This is a genomic window from Pseudomonas sp. X10 (genome assembly GCF_054889225.1).
Genome location: NZ_CM142677.1, coordinates 321,582 through 339,676, shown reverse-complemented (window position 1 = coordinate 339,676; position 18,095 = coordinate 321,582). Strand labels below are relative to the sequence as shown.

Sequence of the window (18,095 nt, the reverse complement as noted above, 5' to 3'; positions counted from 1 at the left end):
TTCCCGCTTCCACCACCCTCGGTCCGTACCGTTCAGGGTTGGGGAGGTTTTGCATTTCTTCCGAGTTTCCGCAGGACATCCTATGAGTATTCGCGTCGCTATCATTGGTGCCGGCCCATCTGGCCTGGCGCAACTTCGTGCTTTCCAATCCGCCCATGCCAAGGGCGCGCCCATGCCAGAAGTGGTCTGTTTCGAGAAACAGGCTGACTGGGGCGGCATGTGGAACTACACCTGGCGCACCGGGCTGGACGAACATGGTGAGCCAGTGCACGGCAGCATGTACCGCTACCTTTGGTCGAATGGACCGAAGGAGTGCCTGGAATTCGCTGACTACAGCTTCGACGAGCATTTTGGCCGTCCCATTTCCTCCTACCCGCCACGTGAAGTCCTTTGGGACTACATCCAGGGCCGGGTAAGCAAGGCCGGTGTACGCCAGTACATCCGCTTCAACACGGCCGTGAAGGCCGTGCGCTTCGATGCCGAAAGCCGTACCTTCACCCTCACCGCCCATGACTACGCCCTCGACCAGAGCGTGGAGCAGGTGTTCGATTATGTGGTGGTCGCCAGCGGGCACTTCTCCACACCTCATGTGCCGTCGTTCCCTGGCTTCGAGCGTTTCTCCGGGCGCATCCTGCATGCCCATGACTTCCGTGATGCCCTGGAATTCGCCGGCAAGGACGTCCTCATCGTCGGTAGCAGTTACTCGGCCGAAGACATCGGCTCACAGTGCTACAAATACGGCGCGCGCTCGATCACCAGCGCCTACCGTACCCAACCGATGGGCTACCAGTGGCCCAAGGGCTGGGAAGAACGCCCACAGTTGCAACGGGTAGAAGGCGATGTGGCGTTCTTCGGCGACGGTTCGAGCAAACGCGTGGACGCGATCATCCTGTGCACCGGCTACCAGCACCACTTCCCCTTCCTGCCTGAGGAGCTCAGCCTGCGTACCAACAACCGCCTGTGGCCGCTGAGCCTGTACCAAGGCGTGGTGTGGGAGGCCAACCCGCAGTTGATCTATCTGGGTATGCAGGATCTCTGGTACAGCTTCAACATGTTCGATGCCCAGGCCTGGTTCGCCCGCGACTACATGCTCGGCCGCATCCACCTGCCCGATCTTGCCGACATGCGGGCCGACAGTGCTCGCTGGCGTGCCGAAGAGGAAGCGTTGGAAACCACGGCGTCGATGTACGAATTCCAGGGCCGCTACATCAAGCACCTGATCGAACAGACCGACTACCCGAGCTTCGACATCGATGCGGTGAACCAGATCTTCCTCAAGTGGAAGGTCGACAAAAAGCACGACATCATGGGCTACCGCGACCGCTCCTACCACTCGGTGATCACCGGCACCGCCGCCGTGCCGCACCATACCCGGTGGATGCAGGCGCTGGATGACTCGCTGGAAGAGTACCTGCGCGAAACCTCGGAGCCGGGGGACGTACAGGTGTTGCGCAAGCCCTGAGGACTGGCGATGGGCCGCGCAGCGGCCCTCTCCACGGCGAGGCTGACGCCTACCGGTTACGCGCCTGACGCAACGCCACCAGCCGCTCCCGCATCTCCCGGTGCCGCTTGCCGTTGAGCACCAAGAATGCCAGCAACGGCAAGAGCACGGCGAAGCCCAGCAACAAAGCCGTGAGGCCAGTACCGAACAGGCTCAGCGCCATCAACAGGCTCAGCACCAGCACACCCACCACCACCCTGACGCTCCAGGCAAAACCACGGATCATCAGGAAGTGCCCCAGGCACAAGACCAGCACCAGCCCCCCCATCAACACCACGCTGTACAGCGGGTTATCCGGGTGATTGCGCCAGTGCGCGTCGACCCACAGGGTCACCGCCAGAGCCACGGCGAACAGCGAGGCGAAGAAGCCGAGGATGAAAGTGGGGAAGTACCGCGCCATGAAGGCGCCGAAATCACCATTGGCGCTCATCAATCAACCTCCTCATAGAGCCCGACCGCGATGCTCTGCGCCGTGGCGCTGCCGGCCAGGCCGAAGGTGGCGCCGAGGGAGTCGCGCAAGAGGGTCTGAGTAGCGTGGCTGATCTCGGTCGGGGTGTAACGCTTGGTCAGGGTGCCAGCCGCCTGTCGCAGCTTGAGCTGCTTGGCGGTGAGGGTCGGGTGCTTGATCGACAACAGCTCGTCGGTCAGCGCCTTGCGCTGCTGGCGGCTGAGGGTCTTGCTCAGCTCCATCCAACTGCGGCCGGTAGCGGCCTTGTGCACCTGCAGGTACTTGAGCGTGGACAGCCCCGAAGCGCCAACCCCCAGCAAGGACACCCCATCGAGCACAGGCGAAACGGCCTGATACCACGCCGATTCATCCATGGCGTCGTTAGCCGCCGGGTTGGACACTTCGCGCACGGTGCGCATCACGCCGATGCCGCACTGGATGCTGCTGGCCGTGGCAGCGGCACCGCCGATGTAGGTCAGCACCAGGCTGGTGCCGCCGGAAAACGGTGCGGCAATGGTGCCGCTGAAGACCACGATCCAGCCCAGTACCGCGCCAGCGCAGGACAGCGTGGTGTTGACTGCTTCCTTGACCACGCGCGACTCACGTGGGTTGTTCTGCAACTGCTCGGTGTACTGCGCGGGGGTCTGGTATTTATTGATCTCGCGCAGGATCACGCGCTTGGGCTTGATGCTGCAGATCGGCCGGAACTCGCGCAGGGTGATGACGTTGTAGTTGGCATCGATATACACCACGCCAGCGCCGGAGATATTCGGGTCGGCATCGATGGCGGCGAACATCTGCGGCAGGTTGATGCGGCTCTGGATACGCTGACGGGCCAGGAACTGCGAGGTGTTGCCCAGCTCGTTTAGCAGTAGGTCTGTCACAGGAGAGTTTCCTTACAAAGGTGCCGCCGCCGCACCGGGCACAACAGATGCGGCGGCAGCCGGAGCATCACACGTTCGGGCAAGGCACCGGTGCCCAGTCACCCATGTCCGGGTTGCGGCACATGTTGTTGACCTGGTCCTGGCCAGCCTTGGCGACCTGCTGGGCCTCAGCCTTCTTGCCATTGGCGTTCTGCAGGGTCTTCTCGGTGGCGACTGCTTCCCTTGGCACAGCCTTGCTCGGCTTGGCCGGTGTCTTCTTGCCGGCGGCTTTAGGCGCTTCGGCCTCGGCCACCACGACCACGTCGGAGCGCTGTACGCCGACCTGCTTGAGGTCCTGCTCATAGGCCTGGGTGTAGTTGTCCAGGTTCTCGCCCAGGCGGCCATTGACTGCGGTGATCAGGTTGTTCGACTCCTGCAGGCCGGAGATGATTTCGGCCAGGCGCTTACGCCCTTCGGTGTCGTTGATGCGGTTGGCCTTGCGGCCTTCCATGAGGCTGGCGAACTCGCGCTGGTAGCAGGACTGGGACGCCTTGGCATAGGCCGTGGTGCGGTCCATGTCGGCCGCGCTCTTGTCGATGTCGGTGGCGTAGGAGGCGATGCGCTGGTTGTCATCGCTGATCTGCTTCTGGCGCTCGGTGTAATAACCGGCCGCGCCGCCCACCAAGGCACCACCGGCCGCACCGATGGCAGCGTTGCGGCCACGGTTATCGCCGTCGACCAGTGCGCCAGTCAGGGCACCACCCACCGCGCCGAGCAGCGCGCCGGTGGCGACTGAGCGGGTCATGTTGGAGTCAGTGGAGCGCAGGTGCTGTACCGGCTCGTAGCAGCTGGGGTAGTACTCGACCTTGGTCGTGGCGCCAACCCTGGAGACTGGCGAACCGGCGCAGCCAGCCAGCAGAACGGTGCTGAAACCGGCCGCCAGCAGCAGCGCGGCCCGGCCTTGGGAAGCGGTGAAAGTGGGCTTGCGAGTGAAAAGCATGGTCAGGTTCTCTCTTGGGTTATCAATTACCCGGACGGCTTCATGCCGTCCGGTCTACCGGGCGCTCGTGGCGGCCACTCAGGGGCGTGGCGCAGCCGATGCGAGCAGTTCCTTCAGGATCGCCGCCGGGTCGGCCCGCCGGTTCTGGCGGTACTCCCCGACGTGGCGGACGAACAGGGTCGCGCGGGCCTCCAGGCTCTTGCCCAGGACCGGCTTGCGATTGAGTTCTTCCTTGACCCGCTGGAACTGCGCCTGAATCACCGCATCGGTGTAGCGCGTTCCGCTGGCAAGGTTGTCGATGTAGATCGCCACGGCGCCATCGAGGGCGCTGCGGCCATTGGCGATGGCGGCGGCGAACAGCCGCGCGCTGGTCTGGTCGCCGGACGCTTCGGCCTGCTCCTGGGTCTTCTGCAGGTTGGTCAGGCGGATGTTGTAGTTGTTGATGGTCTCGGCCACCAGGGCTGCGGACTGGATCAGGTTGCCCGCCGCCTCCTCGCGCTGCTGGGCGATCAACGAGACGTTGCGCTTGAGCTCTTCGTTGACCAGCCCCAGCTCGGCTTGCAGGCGCGGGTCGAGGGTGCTGGCGATGATGCTGTCCAGGCGTTTGGTCGGGTCCTGGGCATCGTCGATGGCGTCGGTCAGGCTGGCCAGTCGCCCCTCCTTTTGCCACTGCTCGAACAGTTCCTGATAGCGCGAGCGCGGCGCCGACAATGCACCGATGGCCACCCGGAAACCGGTGGTCTCGTTGCGCTGCTCGGTGCCATCGCTGCCGAACAGCGGATACTCACGGCGCATGCCAGTGAACAGCGTACCCTCGCCTTCCAGGTAGTTGCCGCCCTTGACCACAAAGCCCCCGTAAGCGCCTTGGCGGCGACCGGCATGCACCAGCTGGAACGACTCCTGGACCATTTCGGCGGCGTTGCCGATCATATCGAACAGGCCAAGGGGGTTGGGCAGCTTGGTGCCGATGGGCATCAACCGTGCGGCCTGCCCGGTGCCACCGGCCACCTGGTTGAATACCGCCCAGTCAGCCAACGGGCCTTCGTCCTCGCTACCTTCGAGCCGACGCGGGAACAGCCGGCCTTCCAACTGCTGGCGACTGACCGCCGAACCACCACGGGCGGCGAACTCCCACTCCACCTCGGTGGGCAGGCGCACGAAACCGATGCCACCGTCCTCTGGCTTGCTGCCCCGACCACTGACCGGCAGCAAGTCGCGGTGATGCTTCATCAGCCAGGCGCTGTACACCGCGGCGAAGCGCTCGGCCTCGAAGCGCGATAGCTTGACCTTGGGCAGGCGCCCGGCCATGTCGTTGTCCGGCTCGCAGGCCGGCGCCGGTTCGCCACTGGCCAGCGACTGCGCCTGGGCCATCACCTGGGCGTACTGGCGCGCGGTGACCTCGTACTTGCCGATGAAGTACATCATCGGCTTGAGCGGGCTGCCCGACTCCACCTTGGGCAGGCTCGGCTCGACCTGCTTGCGCCACTGCGGCGCCAAGTCCTGCAGGCTGAACTGGCCATTGATGAAGTCGCGTCGATAGCCGGAAATGAACGACTGCTTGTAGCCCGCCTCGCCTTCGCTGAAGGGATAGCCGAGGTTGACCTCACGGTCGTCGAGGCTGCCCTGGGCGAGCACATAGACATGCCGGAACACCATCTCGCCATCGCAGGGTAACGGCAGGCTGACGTCATCCGCCAACGGCTTGGGGTTGTCCAACTTGTTGCTGGCAGCAGGTTTTTTACCATCGTCCTCGGCCTGGGCGCAGGCGACCAGAGTCAGGGTGGCGAGGATCAGGGCAGCAACCCTTAGGTGGCGGTCAAACATCACGGATTCCTTGCGAAGCGTCGATGCGCGCCACCCGCCAGCCGCCCAGGGCGGCCGCGGCGGTGCTGGCCAGCAGGACGGCGAGCAGCGCGACGAGGTAATGCGAGGGCAGCAGATGGCTGGCGTATTCGCCGGGCATCTGCACGAACAACTGGTTCAGGCCCTGTTCGGCCAGGCCATAGAGCAGCGCGGCCAGCACGGCCGCGAGCACGCCGCTGTACAGCGCCTGCAGGACCACGAAGGCAAGCAGCGCAAGGGTGCTGAAACCCAGCAAGCGCAGCACCGCCAACTCGCGGCGCTTGCGCTCGACAGCGGCCAGGGCGCCAGCACAGACAGCGGCGACCGCGCCGGTTACCGCCAGGGCAGCGATGATCCAGAACACCAAGCCCAGGTTGCGGCTCAACGACTGCACCTGGGCGATCTGCGCGGCCTGGGTCGAGACCAGCAGGTGGCGATCGGCAAAGTAGCGGCGCAGCGGTTCCACATCGCCGAGCTGACGGGCATACAGGCGGAACCCCGGGTAGACCCGTTGCGCAGAGCCTGCGGTGGCCTCTCCTGGCCATGCCAGGGCAGGCACGGCACGTCCGTCGCGATAGTCCTCGGCGGCTTCGAGCAAGGCCAAGGGGGCAAACAGGGCATCGCGCTCGAACGCCTCCAGCGGCAGCACGGCCAGCACCTGCAGGCGCGTCTGGCGCCACTGCACCTGGCCGGCTTGTTGGCGGCTGAAGCTGGCCTCCAACTCATCCCCAGCCTTAGCGCCGAGCTTCTCCGCCGCCGTATGGCTGAGCAGGATCTGCTGCAGTCCACGGGGCACCGCCATGCCTTGCAACAAGGGGTCGCCCTCGGCGGTAGGCAGCATCTCGACGGTCACGCCGAGGCCTCGTGCTGGCAGCAGCAAGTCGGCAGTCGCCGCGATCTGTCGGGTACGCGGGATAGCGAACGCCACATCGCCACGCTGGAGCAGGTCGTCGATAAAGGCAGCGCTGTAGCGGCCGCCGCCCAAGGGAATGATCTCGCGCACGCCGGGATCGCGTTGCAGGCGCTCAGTCAGGCTGCTGACCAACCCGAACTTCAGCCCAAACAGCACCAGCAACGGCGCGATCACCGCGACCAGCGCCAACACACTGCACGCCGACAACCGTGCATCCTTGCGGTAGTCCTGCCAGGCCAGGCTGGCGATCAGCAGCGGGCGCATCAGCTTGCCTGCTCCAAGGTCGCGGTGACGCCGCCACCAGCATCTCGCCGGCAGGCCATGCGCAACACTGCCAAGCCGGCGCCACGGGCCAGGCCTTCGTCATGGGTGGCGATCACGCAAGTCACCTGACGTGATTCAGCCTGGCGCAACAGCAGTTGCATCACCCGCTCGGCGTTGAGCGGATCGAGGGCTGCGGTTGGCTCGTCGGCCAGCAGCAACTCTGGGCCATGCGCCAGGGCGCGGGCGCAACTGACCCGCTGGCGCTGACCAAGGGAAAGGTCGGCCGGTCGCTTGGCCAACTGGTCATGGACGTCCAGCTGTTCGGCCAAGCGCTCGACGCTGCCATCGTCCTTGAGGTTCAGCAACTGGCGCGGCAGGCGGATGTTGCCGCGCACGTCCAGGAAACCGAGCAACCCACCAGCCTGCAACACGTAGCCCAAGTACTGGCTACGCAGGCGCGCCAGGCGGTCGAGGCGCTGGTCGCGCCAGAGCCCGGCGACATCCACCGCCACGCCGGCAGGCGCCAGGGTGAATTCATCCGCTGCATCCGGCGCCAGGGCCAGGGCCAGTAGGTCCAGCAGGGTGCTCTTGCCGCAGCCGCTAGGCCCGACCAACGCCAGACGCTGGCCGGCGGCCAGCTGCAGCCGCTCGATCTCGAGGCTGTAGCGCTGGCCGCCCTGGCCACGCGTCTTGCGCACACCCCGCAGGCTGATCATCAAGGCAGGGTCGACAGCGGGACACGGTACAGGGCGTCGCCCGGCTCGGCGTTACCGAAGCGGACCCAGTTGGCCATGTCGTTGTGGAAGGTTTCGTAGAGACGGATCTTCGAGTCCAGTTCGTCGATAAAGTCCTCTTGCTCGGCGACGCTGAGCGACAACCACAGGTCCTGGGTCATGCTCAGCGACTTGCTGCGGTACGGCAGGCCTTCGAGGTACTCGCCGAGCACGCCGCTCTCGGCCAGGTTGGCGCCTTTGCTCAGCGCCGCCGGATCACGGCTCATGTAGGCGCTGGCGCTGGCGATCTCGTCGAAGAAGTCCTTAGGCGAGCTGCGCGTCTTGCGTGCCGCGTCGACGATCAGCTTGAGCGACTGTTGCAAGTCGTTGAGCTGCAGTTTGGTCAGCATCACGCACACCTGCAGGGTCGGCAGCGCTGGGTTGGTCAGGTCACGGTCGGCGGTCCAGGCGCTGACCAACTGCGGCGCCTGGCTGGCGCTCTGACGGCCGAGGAAGTCCATGTGCATGGCATAGCCGACGGCCGCCGACTTGGCCGCCAGACCCGACACCGAGGTCAACAAGGGCACTGGCTGCGGCTGCTTGTTGCGCACCTGGTGGACCAGTTCGGCAAAGGTCGAGCCGATCTCGCGCACGCGCTCGCCGAAAGTGCCCACGTCGCCGCCCGGCACCGAGACATAAAGGTCGCCGATCTGCGGGTTGCTGTCGGCGGTGAGCACGCGGTACTGCTGCTCGGCAGAGCCGTGGTTCTTCTGCCCGACGGGGGTGCGCAGGTGTAGGGCGTAGATCTTGATCTGCTTGCTCAGCGCGGCCTGGCGTACCTCAGCCTCGTTCATCTGGGTGCTGCTGTAGCTGTCATTCTTGCGCAGGGCACCGGCATCGCTGACCAACAGGATCAGGCGGCCGCCGTAGCCGGACCAATCCATGTCCTCGACCGCCTGCATGATCCCGGCGAAGGCGTCTTCGTTGAAGGAGTGGCTGGACACGGTGGTCGCCTTGACCTGCGAGGCCAACCTGAGGAAACGCGCCGGGTCGCGGCCTTCATCCAGGGTGACCAGGGTCTTGCTCACGTAGTCCAGGGCAGGCGTGCGGCTGGTGCTGTTGCGAAAGCCCACCAGGCCGAAGCTGACGTTGTCCAGCTCGCCGCGCTGGGCGAGTTGCTGCTGCAGCTCGCTGACCACCTGGCGCACCCGGTCGATGTAGGGCTGCATCGACACCGAGGTGTCCACCACCAACACCACAGCAGTGCGGAAGGCGTTCGGGTCCGCCGCCGTCACTCCGGCAGCCTTGGGCTCGCTGGCGCGGACGCCGCTTCCAGGGTCGATCGAGGCGATATTGAGCAACTGCACCGGCTGGCCATTCTCGTCGAAGCTCTCGCGCGCATCGAAGATCGGCATCAAGTAGAACTGGTCCTGGGGCACGGCATTTTCAGCGGGTTCCAGGGCCACGACCTCGGGGGCCTGGTCTGGGCTGTTCTGCGCCTTGAGCAGTTCGTCACGGGCGGCGGCGGTGTCGCCCAGCAGGCGCTGCACATCATCGGCCTGGCGCAGGAACATTACCGGCGCCCGCCCGGAGCGCTCGGTGAACTTGAGCACCAGGCTCTGCTTCCAGTCGCTGGCCTGCTCCGCCGGCAGCCAGCCATCGCGGCGACCGTCACTGGCGGTACCGACCTGCAACCAGGATTTACCCCCCACGTCCTGGCGCTGGTAGACGTAGAGCACGGTGAAAGCCGGCAAGCTCTCGCCAGACGCCACTCCCGGCTCACTGACCACCTGCGCGCCCGGCTTGCTAAGCACGCGCTGGAACAAGGTCTTCTTGCCGGCCATCAAAAGCGGACGCGAATCGTCCAGCGGTGCTGTCGCTGTTGCATTCGAGCTGGCCTGGACCGGTTCCTCGACTGGCGCCTGGGCCACCGGCTCGTCAGGGTTCGGCTTCTCATCGCCACCCAGTAACCAGTAGCCGGCCCCGCCCAGACCCAGGGCGGCGGCGATGGCCACGGCCAACAGGGTCAAGGCCGGCCTCTTGCGCGCCGGTGCCTGTGCTGGGACAGGTCCGGGCGCTGGCGCAGGGCGCGCCTGCGCTTCTGCAGCAGGGGTAGGCGGCGCCTGCGGAATATCGATCGACACCGGGGTCAGCCCGCCCAGGTCCGGCTTGGCCGAGGGGGGCAACGGCAGCGGCTTGATCACCGTGTTGTCAGTGTCCTCGGCCGGCAGCCGGTCGAGCGCGGCCAACAGCGCTGCGGCGTCGCTGAAACGCTCCTTTGGGTCCTTGGCCAGCAGGCCACGGAGGATATCCTGGTAGCGGCCATGCTCGATCGGCAGCTCCGGCAGCGGTTCGGTCAGGTGGGCCAAGGCCGTGGACAGAGCATCGGTGCCGCTGTAGGGCAGCTTGCCGACCAGGATCTCGTAGAGCACCACGCCCAAGGCGTAAAGGTCGGCCCGGCCATCGATCTCCTGGCCACGGGCCTGCTCCGGGCTCATGTAGCTCGGCGTGCCGACGGCGAAGCCTGCCTGGGTGAACTGGGTGCGGTCGTCCAGCGACTTGGCGATGCCGAAGTCGGAGAGCACGGCGGTGCCGTCGGCGCGGAACAGGATGTTGGCCGGCTTGACATCGCGATGCACCAGGCCCTGGGCATGGGCATAACCCAGCGCGGCGGCGATCTGGCGCACATAGAGCAGCCCCTGCTCCGGGCTCAGGCCGTCGGCGATGCGCTCCTTGAGCGTGCCGTTGGGCAGGTACTCCATGGCCATGTAGTAGAGCTCGCCGACATTGCCGATGTCGTGGATGGTGGCGATGTGCGGGTGCGACAGCCGAGCCAGGGTCCTCCCCTCTCGCAGGAAGCGCTCGCAGAAGGTCGGGTCGGCGGCCAGGCTGGCGGCCATGACCTTGAGCGCCACCTTGCGCTCCAGCGAGCGCTGGGTCGCCAGGTACACGCTGGCCATGGCGCCCTGGCCAATCTCGCCGTCGATGTCGAATCCGGGTATCTGTTTGTCCATGACGTGTGTTCTTTTATCCGGCCTTGACGACCACGGCAGTGATGTTGTCGGGAGCCCCACGGGTCAGGCCCAGGTGCACCAGGCTACGCACCACCTGGTAGGGGTCGGCGTGGCTCAGCACTTCGCGGATCTCATGGTCTTCAGCGGTCTTGTTCAGGCCATCGCTGCACAACAGGTAGGTATCGCCGGCCCGCACCTGCACGGACACGGACGCCAACTCCAGTTGCGCTTCGACACCGATGGCGCGGGTGACGATGTTGCCGCGCGGGTGCACGCGGGCTTCGGCCTCGTTGAGCAGGCCGCTGTCCTGCAGTTCCTGGACGTAGCTGTGGTCGTGGGACAGGCGCTCTAGCTGGCCGTCACGCAAGCGGTAGAGACGGCTGTCGCCGGCCCACAGGCCGATGCCCTGGTCGCCGCGCACCGCTAGCACCACCACGGTGCTGCCCATCATCGGCACACCACGCCGGGCGCTTTCCTCGCGCACCGCGCTGTTGACCCGACCGAGGCTGTCACGCAGGGCCTGGGCGTAGTCGTCGAGGCTCTGGCTGGGCGCCAATTGACGCAGGCTGTCGACGGTCAGGCTACTGACGTAGTCGCCGGCCGCATGCCCGCCCATGCCATCGGCCACAGCCCACAGGCCTTCGGCGGTCAGTTCCAGGCAGGCGTCCTCGTTGATGCGGCGGACCATGCCGGTATGGCTGTAACTGGCCGCGGTGTATTGCATGGCGGTCATCTAGCGTCCTGCCTCACTACCCAAGAGAAATCCGGCGAAATCCTCGCTGTGCGGCAAGCCGCTGCAACGCATCAGGCCGGGGGCGATACGTTCGGAGCCCTTGCCCCACCACAAGCTCATGCCGTCGCAGGCGCATTCGGCCAGGGCCAGGGCACGGCCTTCAGGCGAGGTGGCGTCCAGGCGTTGCAAGCCACCCAGGATCGGACGCGGTTCAGCGCCACGCGGTGCTACGCAAAAGCCCTGCACAGCGGCGTCAAAGTCTTCGAAAGCGGCCTCCGGCTCCAGGGTCGCAAGCAAGGTGGCCTCGCTCTGCTCGAACCAGCTATCGCTGCCCGTGACCACGGCGGCCAGGGACTCCTCCGGCGCCAGTACCTGGGCCAGAGTCAGCGGAAAGTAGCGACCGACCCGGTCGATGCTCGGCATCAGTACGCCCACCACGGCCTGCGGCCCACACACGCCAGGGGCCAGGGCGAAACGCCACAAGGGGCTGACCAGGTAGGCCGACAACCATTGCTCGCCCAGCTGTTGCTGGCTGGCCAGCAGCCCGGCGGCCAGCCACTGGTCCCAGGGCTGGATGAAGTCCTGCGGCAGGCCACGGCTGACGAAATCGCCGCGGCAGGCCAGCTTGCCGTAGAAGCCCACGCTGCTCACAGGCGCTCCGGCAGGCTGAAACCTGCGAGCACGCGGCTCCTGAAGGGATTGAAGGCGCTGTTGGCGCGCAACTCGTAAGACACACTGGCCCCATCCACACGCAAGCGCAGGTTGAAACGATCCGGCGAGTTGCCCGCCACCAGGTCAGACTGGTCGAGCAGGCGGAACCAGGCCCAAGGCCCTTCCAGGGTCAGGCCGGACCGGCCACTGGCGGTTGGCGGCATCACCGACAGGCGGACCACACCGATGCTGTTGGGGTTGGGCCACTGCATCGCCACCGGCCGGCTCGGCCCGTGGTCGTAGCTGACCTGCTGGCCATCGAGGTCGAGCAAGAACTGGGTGATGGAGGCATCCATGGCCACAGGCTTGAGCTCGAAACGCACCGCCGGCTGCAGGCCACCGGAGCGGAAGAAGGCATCGCGGATCGCCGCTGCGCGCTGGAAGGTGTGCAGCACGCCAGAGCCGATACCTAGCTTCTGCGCCGCGCCCGGCTGCCAGCTCCACGGGGTGGTCGAGGTGTTGACGTAAGGCTGCAGGTACTTGCGGAAGTAGCTGTCCATCACCCCGCCTACACCGAAGAACTGGCCGAAGTCATCCAGGGTGGCGTCGCGCGAGCTGCCCGGAGCCAGCGGATAGCGGCCACTGAGAGACTGGCGGTAAACGTTCAGCACCTCACTGACCCAGGCAGCGTTGAGCTGATTGCGCACCCCGCCCATGACGATGCTGTTGGTCGAACCGACCACCGAACTCACCAATCCCTGGACCAGCTTCGGCTGGCGCTCGGCGCCCAGGCTGACCCGCTGTGCTGCAGCCTGAGCCTGGTTCTTGGCTTCACCGAGCAGGGCTTCGCCACTGGCGCCGACCATAGCGCTGACCTGCACATAGAGCGCATTGAGATCAGCGAGCAAACCATCGATGGCGGCAGGCTCGCCCTCGCCGCTATTGACCAGCTCGGCCAGTTCGGTGAAGTGCGCCGTCACCGGGTCCGTTTCCTGGGCCGCTGGTGCGCTGCCCGCCGCCGGCGTCTGTCCGAGCAGGCCGCCGAGGCGCTGGCGCAGTTGGTCTACCCCAACCTCCTCGGCCTTGGCCTGGACGTTCTCCAGGGTGGTCGGTTGTTGCAGGTCGGTTTCCTTGGCCACTGCCTGTAGCAGCTTCTTCAACGGCGAGGTCGGGCCGGACAGCACGCGCAGCACATCGGCAGCCTGGCCGACGCTGGTGATGGAAACGAAGTCGAGGTCGGCCAGCAGCGCGTCCCAATGGCGGATGTAGTCCTGGTAGTAGAGCTGGCGTACATCGTCTGCCAGGCGCGCGGCATCGCCTTCATCGGCCCGCTCCTCACGTCCCAACACCCAGCTCTCCTCCGCCAGGGTGGCGCTCTGCTGCAGGCTGGTGGCGAGAAACGCCTTGCGGTAGCCCTCGACGGTGAACAGCCCGCTGAGCGGGTCGTTCAGGGGCTTGCCGCTCTTGCGGGTGAACACTAGCGCGGCATCGCGTCCAGCCGCGTCGCTGAGGCGGAAGTCACTGACCCCTGTCGGCAGCTTCTGACGCTTGACCCGGTCATAGACGCGCTGGGCCACCGGCAGTTGCTGCAACTGGCGGCGCAAGTCTTCGATCAACCGGGCATCCAGCCGGGCATTCGGCGGGCGCCGCTCGAACAGGGCTTGCAGATGCTCACCCAGGGCCCGGCGCTGGTCCGGGGCCAGGTCGCGGGGCAGGCTTTGCTCCCAGTCGAGGGTGACCCAGGCCTTGATGAAGTCCGGGTCGTAGTGCTCGTTGTCAGCCAGCATCAGGTAGGCCTTGAGACCCTCGTAGAGGTAATCCGAAGAGCCGCCGGCGTACAGCTGTTCCTCAATGCGGGTCACCAAGCGCGGGGCGAACACAGCGATCAGCAGCTTGCGGTAAACGCTGGCCGACTCGCCTTCGAGCATGTCGCCCTGGTACAGGCCCAGGCCCTCTGCCCAGGCCGGCGGGTCGTCGGCCAGGCGGCGCGTGGCGTTGAGCAGCGGCAATACTTCCAGCACGTCGCGTTGCGCCGGGCTGAGCTCCTGCACGCTCTTGCCCAGTGGCTTGAGACGGTTGTCCACCTCGGCGATGTAGGCCTGGTTGGCCCGGTAGCTGACCGCCCACAAAGTGCCGACCAGCAGCACCAGCGCCACACTCAAGGCCAGGGCGCCACGGGCCAGCCATTTGCGCCGCCGCTCCACCTTGGGGTTGACCCCCACCAGCCCTCGCTCGGCAAAGGCCACAGCGGTGAACAAGCGCTCGATGAAGTAGCTGCGCCCAGTGCCGCTCTGACGTGCCAGGTGCGCGCGGTCCAGGCCCATGCTCTGCGCCATGCTGCCGATCAAACGATCGATCGGGCTGCCTTCCTGGGTGCCGCTGGTGAAATACACGCCGCGCAACAGGGCACGCTCTTCGAAGGCATTGGGCTTGAATACGCCATCGAGGAACTCCTTGAGGTTGCCGCGCAAGGCGGCGAACTGCTGGACAAAGCCATAGACCAGGTCACGCCGCGCAGGGTCACGCTCCTGCTGCATGCGCTCGACCAGACGTTGGTTGAGGCGCTGTTCGAGCAAAGCGAATTCACTGCCGAACTGTGCCAACGGCCCCTCGCCTTGCTGGCCGTCATCGAGGGCGAAGGTCATGCCCCAGACCTGGGCACGGTCCTCCTTGCTCAGGTTGTCGAAGAACTCCATGAAGCCCGGCACCAGGTCGAGCTTGGTGAGCATCAGGTAGATCGGGAAACGTACGCCGAGCTGGGTGTACAACTCCTGGATACGGGTGCGGATCGCCACGGCATGGGCGGCGCGCTCGGCCTCGCTGCCCAGCAGCAGGTCGGCCAGGCTGATGGCGATGAAGGCGCCATCGATCGGCCGCCGCGAGCGCTGGGTCTTGAGCAGGTCGAGGAAGCCCAGCCAGGCGGCCTTGTCGACTTCGGCATGGCTGTCCTGGGTGGTGTAGCGCCCGGCGGTGTCGAGCAACACGGCCTGGTCGGTGAACCACCAGTCGCAGTTGCGCGTGCCGCCCACGCCACGGACCGCCCCAGCACCCAACTGCGCGGCCAAGGGGAAATGCAGCCCAGAGTTGACCAGCGCGGTGGTCTTGCCCGACCCGGGCGGGCCGATGATCACATACCAGGGCAGTTCGTAGAGATTGCGCCGCTCGTCACCACCCAGACGTGCCTTCTTCAGCAATGCCAGGGCCTCGCCCATACGCTGGCGCAAGGTTGCCAGCTCTTCGGCAGTGGCTACGCTGGTCGGGTCCGGGGCGGTTTCGGCGGCCAGGCTTTCCATGACCTTGGCCGCCTGGCGCCGGGCCTGGATGATGCGGAACACGCGGTAGGCGATCCACAGGGCAAACAGCAGGATGATCAACGCCCAGCGACGTGCGGCCGGCACCAGCCAATCGAGCAGTGGGCCGACGAACCAGATGATCAGGCTCAGGGCGATCAGGCCCAGCACGGGCACGATCCAGCGAATGAAAAAACTGAAAAACGCCTTCACTCGACGCCCTCCGCCAATACGGTGATTTCAACCCGGCGATTCTTCGCCCTACCTTGGGCGGTGCTGTTCGACGCCAGCGGTTCGGTGTCGCTCAGGCCCTGAGCGGTGAAACGTCCGGCCTGGCCGGTGCGGGCCACGAGGATCTGCTGCACCTCCTCGGCACGCGCCTGGGACAACGCCCAGTTGGAGGGGAAGCGCAAGGTCCTGATCGGTTGGTTGTCGCTGTGCCCGGTGACGCGCACATTGCCCTTGACCTTGGCGATGGCCTCGGCGATGCGCAGCATCAGCGGCTGATAGGCGTCCTGGATGCTGGCGCTGGCCGAGGCAAAAAGTTCGTCACCGCGGATGGTCACTACCGAACGGTCCACCGCGTCCTCGACGCTGACCCGGCCGGCCTTGATGTCATCAGCCAGAAAGCCCGCCAGACGTGGGCGTTCCACCGGCTTGGGCTGGACCACCGGGCGGTCCATCGCCTGTACCGGGATCTCGCCCAAGGCATGGATGCCCTTGAACACCGGCTCGGCATCGGCCGCCAACTTCAGGCGCAAGCCGAACAGCAGGAGCAGCAGCACGGCCAGGGCGATGGCCAGGCCGACCCAGGGCGGCATGAACTGCGCCAGGCGATCGCGGGCCACGGTGACTCCACGCCAGTGCGGCGACAACTCGCGTTCGAGCTCGCCACGGGCGCTGCGGATGGTCGCGGCGGTGCGCTCGCGCAGAGCTTCGAGCTGGGCGCGGCCACCGTTCATGACGCGGTAGCGGCCTTCGAAACCCAGGCTCATGCACAGGTACAGCAGCTCCAGCAGGTTGAGGCGCTCGCGTGGGCTCTGCAGGCAATGCTCAAGCAACTGGAAGACCTTTTCCCCACCCCAGGCTTCGTTGTGCACGGTGATCAGCAAGCTCTGCTTGCCCCAGTCGCTGCTACTGCCCCAAGGCGTGCTGAGCACCGCCTCGTCGAGCGCCGTGCACAAGGCATAGCGCGCCAGCAGCACCTCGTTGCGTGGCACACCAGCGGCTTCGGCGCGCTCTTCGAACTGGCGCAGGTACGCCAGCAGTTGCGCGCGCAGGCTGGCCGGCGCCGGGTGATCGATGGTGTTACGCAGCCGGGTGAGCAGTGCCAGCAAAGGACCGGCCGCCTGCTCCAGCGGGTTCAAGCCCTCCGCCTGGCCTGCCGCCAAGGGCGCGGTCGGCATGCTCAGGGGCGGCGCTGGCTCGGGGGCGGCTGGCTGCGGGCCGCGTCCACCGGGACGCGGCATGAACTGGGTACGGTCATTGGCCGAAGGATCGTCGGGCTGCATCGCGGCTTATCCTCGAATGGCCCAGAAGGCCAGGTTCAAGCCAGGGAACTCACCAGCGACGTAGAAAGCGAAGCCACCGGAATGCTGCAGTTGCTTCCAGTGCTCGCTGCCACGGTCGAGTTCGTAATAGGTGGAGCCGGCATGGAACGGGATCTGCCGCGGCGCCACTGGCAACGGCAGCAGGCCGATGCCTGGCAGTTGCAGGTTGACCAGGTCGCGGATGTGCTCCACCGAACCGATCTTGCTCTGTTGCACGAAACGCCCACGCAAGGTTTCGCTAGGCACATCAGCGCGTACCACCAGGACGAAGCTGGCGCTGTCCAACAGGCTACGGTCGGCGAGCATGGCGACATGAATGCCATAGGCCTTCTCGACGATGGGGATGGCCACGGCCTTGCTGTCGATCAACATCGACAAGGCCTCGCGCAGGGCCGCCATGACCGGCTCGAAGCTCGCCGCCAGGTCGTCGTGCTGGTACTGCGCAAAAGCTTGCGGACGGCGGTCGGCAGCGCAAAAGGTGGCGAACTCACCGGCCATGCTCACCAGTTCGCTGTAGAAGCGCTCGGGGTGCAGCGGGCTGAGCTGGTTCAGGTGCTCGACCAGTGGTTGTGCCCGGTTGACCAACTGCAGCAGCATGAAGTCGGCGATCTCCGAGGCCCCGCCATTGGCCGAGGCCACCACACGGCCGGCCAGGGCTTCGCCACGCTGGTGCAACAGCCCTAGCAGCTCGCTGCGAAAGCCTGACAGCAGGTTGCTGGCGGTCACATCCAGCAGCGGTGGAATGTAGCTGTCATCCAGCACCAGGGCACGGTCGGCGCGCTTCTCGCGAATGCGCACAAGGCCCAGCGCGGCGTAGTCACTCAAGCCGTCACCGGCGCTGAGCAGGCGCAGGGCTCGAGACCCCAAGGCCACGGGGGCGCGGTTCTCGAACGGCGCGTTGTCGTCGCGCACTTCACTGACCCGGCTGATGTAACGCGCACCGTCCAGCGCCTCGCCTTCCTCGACCGTGTCACGGGCGCCGGCACGCTTGAGCGGCAGGGCCAGGTAGATCACAGCGTCACGCAGGTCGTCGGGGATCTCCAGCGGTGCCGGAGGCACATCGTCCTGGGGGATGTTGAACGGCGTGCCATCGGGCAACAGGCCACGGGCACTGAGGATCGCCAACTTGCCCTGGGCCAGCAGGCCCTGGTCGATCAGCAGTTCGGAAAAGCCCCAGGCCCCGGCCGACAGCGGACGGCTGCGGGCATCGATCAGGTTCTCCAGGTAACGGTCATGTTGCTGGAAATGCTGTGTCGCGATGAACATGCCTTCCGACCAGACCACTCGATTGTTCCAGGACATGGGTTCTCCGA

The 18,095-nt window shown here is 66.0% G+C and carries 13 protein-coding genes; 1 reads left to right on the top strand and 12 read right to left on the bottom strand.

The window, feature by feature from the left end:
* The first annotated feature begins 82 nt into the window (after positions 1–82).
* The gene (locus tag ACYU03_RS01530) at positions 83–1,462 is read left to right on the top strand and encodes a flavin-containing monooxygenase (RefSeq protein ID WP_461887787.1); all 1,380 of its coding nucleotides are present in this window, start codon (positions 83–85) and stop codon (positions 1,460–1,462) included.
* A gap of 49 nt (positions 1,463–1,511) precedes the next feature.
* Here the strand turns inward: ACYU03_RS01530 and ACYU03_RS01525 are convergent, their stop codons facing one another.
* The 12 genes from ACYU03_RS01525 to tssK form a co-directional block, all read right to left on the bottom strand.
* A complete protein-coding gene (locus ACYU03_RS01525) occupies positions 1,512–1,931 on the bottom strand; it encodes a hypothetical protein (protein WP_461887786.1) in 420 nt (139 codons plus the stop codon).
* Positions 1,931–2,833 (bottom strand): NAD synthetase, encoded by a 903-nt coding sequence (locus ACYU03_RS01520; RefSeq protein WP_461887785.1) that lies wholly within the window; start codon positions 2,831–2,833, stop codon positions 1,931–1,933. Before ACYU03_RS01520 ends, ACYU03_RS01525 begins: the two co-directional genes overlap by 1 nt.
* A gap of 67 nt (positions 2,834–2,900) precedes the next feature.
* Positions 2,901–3,812, bottom strand: coding sequence for a type VI secretion system-associated lipoprotein TagQ (gene tagQ / locus ACYU03_RS01515; protein ID WP_461887784.1), 912 nt, complete (start codon positions 3,810–3,812; stop codon positions 2,901–2,903).
* 78 nt (positions 3,813–3,890) lie between these two features.
* Positions 3,891–5,636 carry a formylglycine-generating enzyme family protein gene (locus ACYU03_RS01510; protein ID WP_461887783.1) on the bottom strand — a complete coding sequence of 582 codons (1,746 nt, stop codon included), beginning with the start codon at positions 5,634–5,636 and terminating at the stop codon, positions 3,891–3,893.
* On the bottom strand, positions 5,629–6,831 hold the full coding sequence (locus ACYU03_RS01505; RefSeq protein WP_461887782.1) for an FtsX-like permease family protein: 1,203 nt from the start codon (positions 6,829–6,831) through the stop codon (positions 5,629–5,631). Before ACYU03_RS01505 ends, ACYU03_RS01510 begins: the two co-directional genes overlap by 8 nt.
* Positions 6,831–7,547 (bottom strand): ABC transporter ATP-binding protein, encoded by a 717-nt coding sequence (locus ACYU03_RS01500; protein ID WP_461887781.1) that lies wholly within the window; start codon positions 7,545–7,547, stop codon positions 6,831–6,833. The genes ACYU03_RS01505 and ACYU03_RS01500 overlap by 1 nt, the downstream gene beginning before the upstream one ends.
* A complete protein-coding gene (locus tag ACYU03_RS01495) occupies positions 7,547–10,558 on the bottom strand; it encodes a serine/threonine-protein kinase (protein WP_461887780.1) in 3,012 nt (1,003 codons plus the stop codon). The genes ACYU03_RS01500 and ACYU03_RS01495 overlap by 1 nt, the downstream gene beginning before the upstream one ends.
* Before the next feature lie 13 nt (positions 10,559–10,571).
* A complete protein-coding gene (locus ACYU03_RS01490) occupies positions 10,572–11,291 on the bottom strand; it encodes a PP2C family protein-serine/threonine phosphatase (RefSeq protein WP_461887779.1) in 720 nt (239 codons plus the stop codon).
* Entirely contained in the window at positions 11,292–11,942 is a 651-nt protein-coding gene (gene tagF / locus ACYU03_RS01485) for a type VI secretion system-associated protein TagF (protein WP_461887778.1), read from the bottom strand.
* On the bottom strand, positions 11,939–15,445 hold the full coding sequence (gene tssM / locus ACYU03_RS01480) for a type VI secretion system membrane subunit TssM (RefSeq protein ID WP_461887777.1): 3,507 nt from the start codon (positions 15,443–15,445) through the stop codon (positions 11,939–11,941). The genes tagF and tssM overlap by 4 nt, the downstream gene beginning before the upstream one ends.
* Positions 15,442–16,743, bottom strand: a complete 1,302-nt coding sequence (locus ACYU03_RS01475; protein WP_461887776.1) for a DotU family type VI secretion system protein — start codon at positions 16,741–16,743, stop codon at positions 15,442–15,444. Before ACYU03_RS01475 ends, tssM begins: the two co-directional genes overlap by 4 nt.
* Positions 16,744–16,749: 6 nt before the next feature.
* Positions 16,750–18,084: a type VI secretion system baseplate subunit TssK gene (tssK, locus tag ACYU03_RS01470; protein ID WP_461887775.1), complete on the bottom strand. Its 1,335-nt coding sequence runs from the start codon at positions 18,082–18,084 to the stop codon at positions 16,750–16,752.
* Positions 18,085–18,095: the final 11 nt, after the last annotated feature.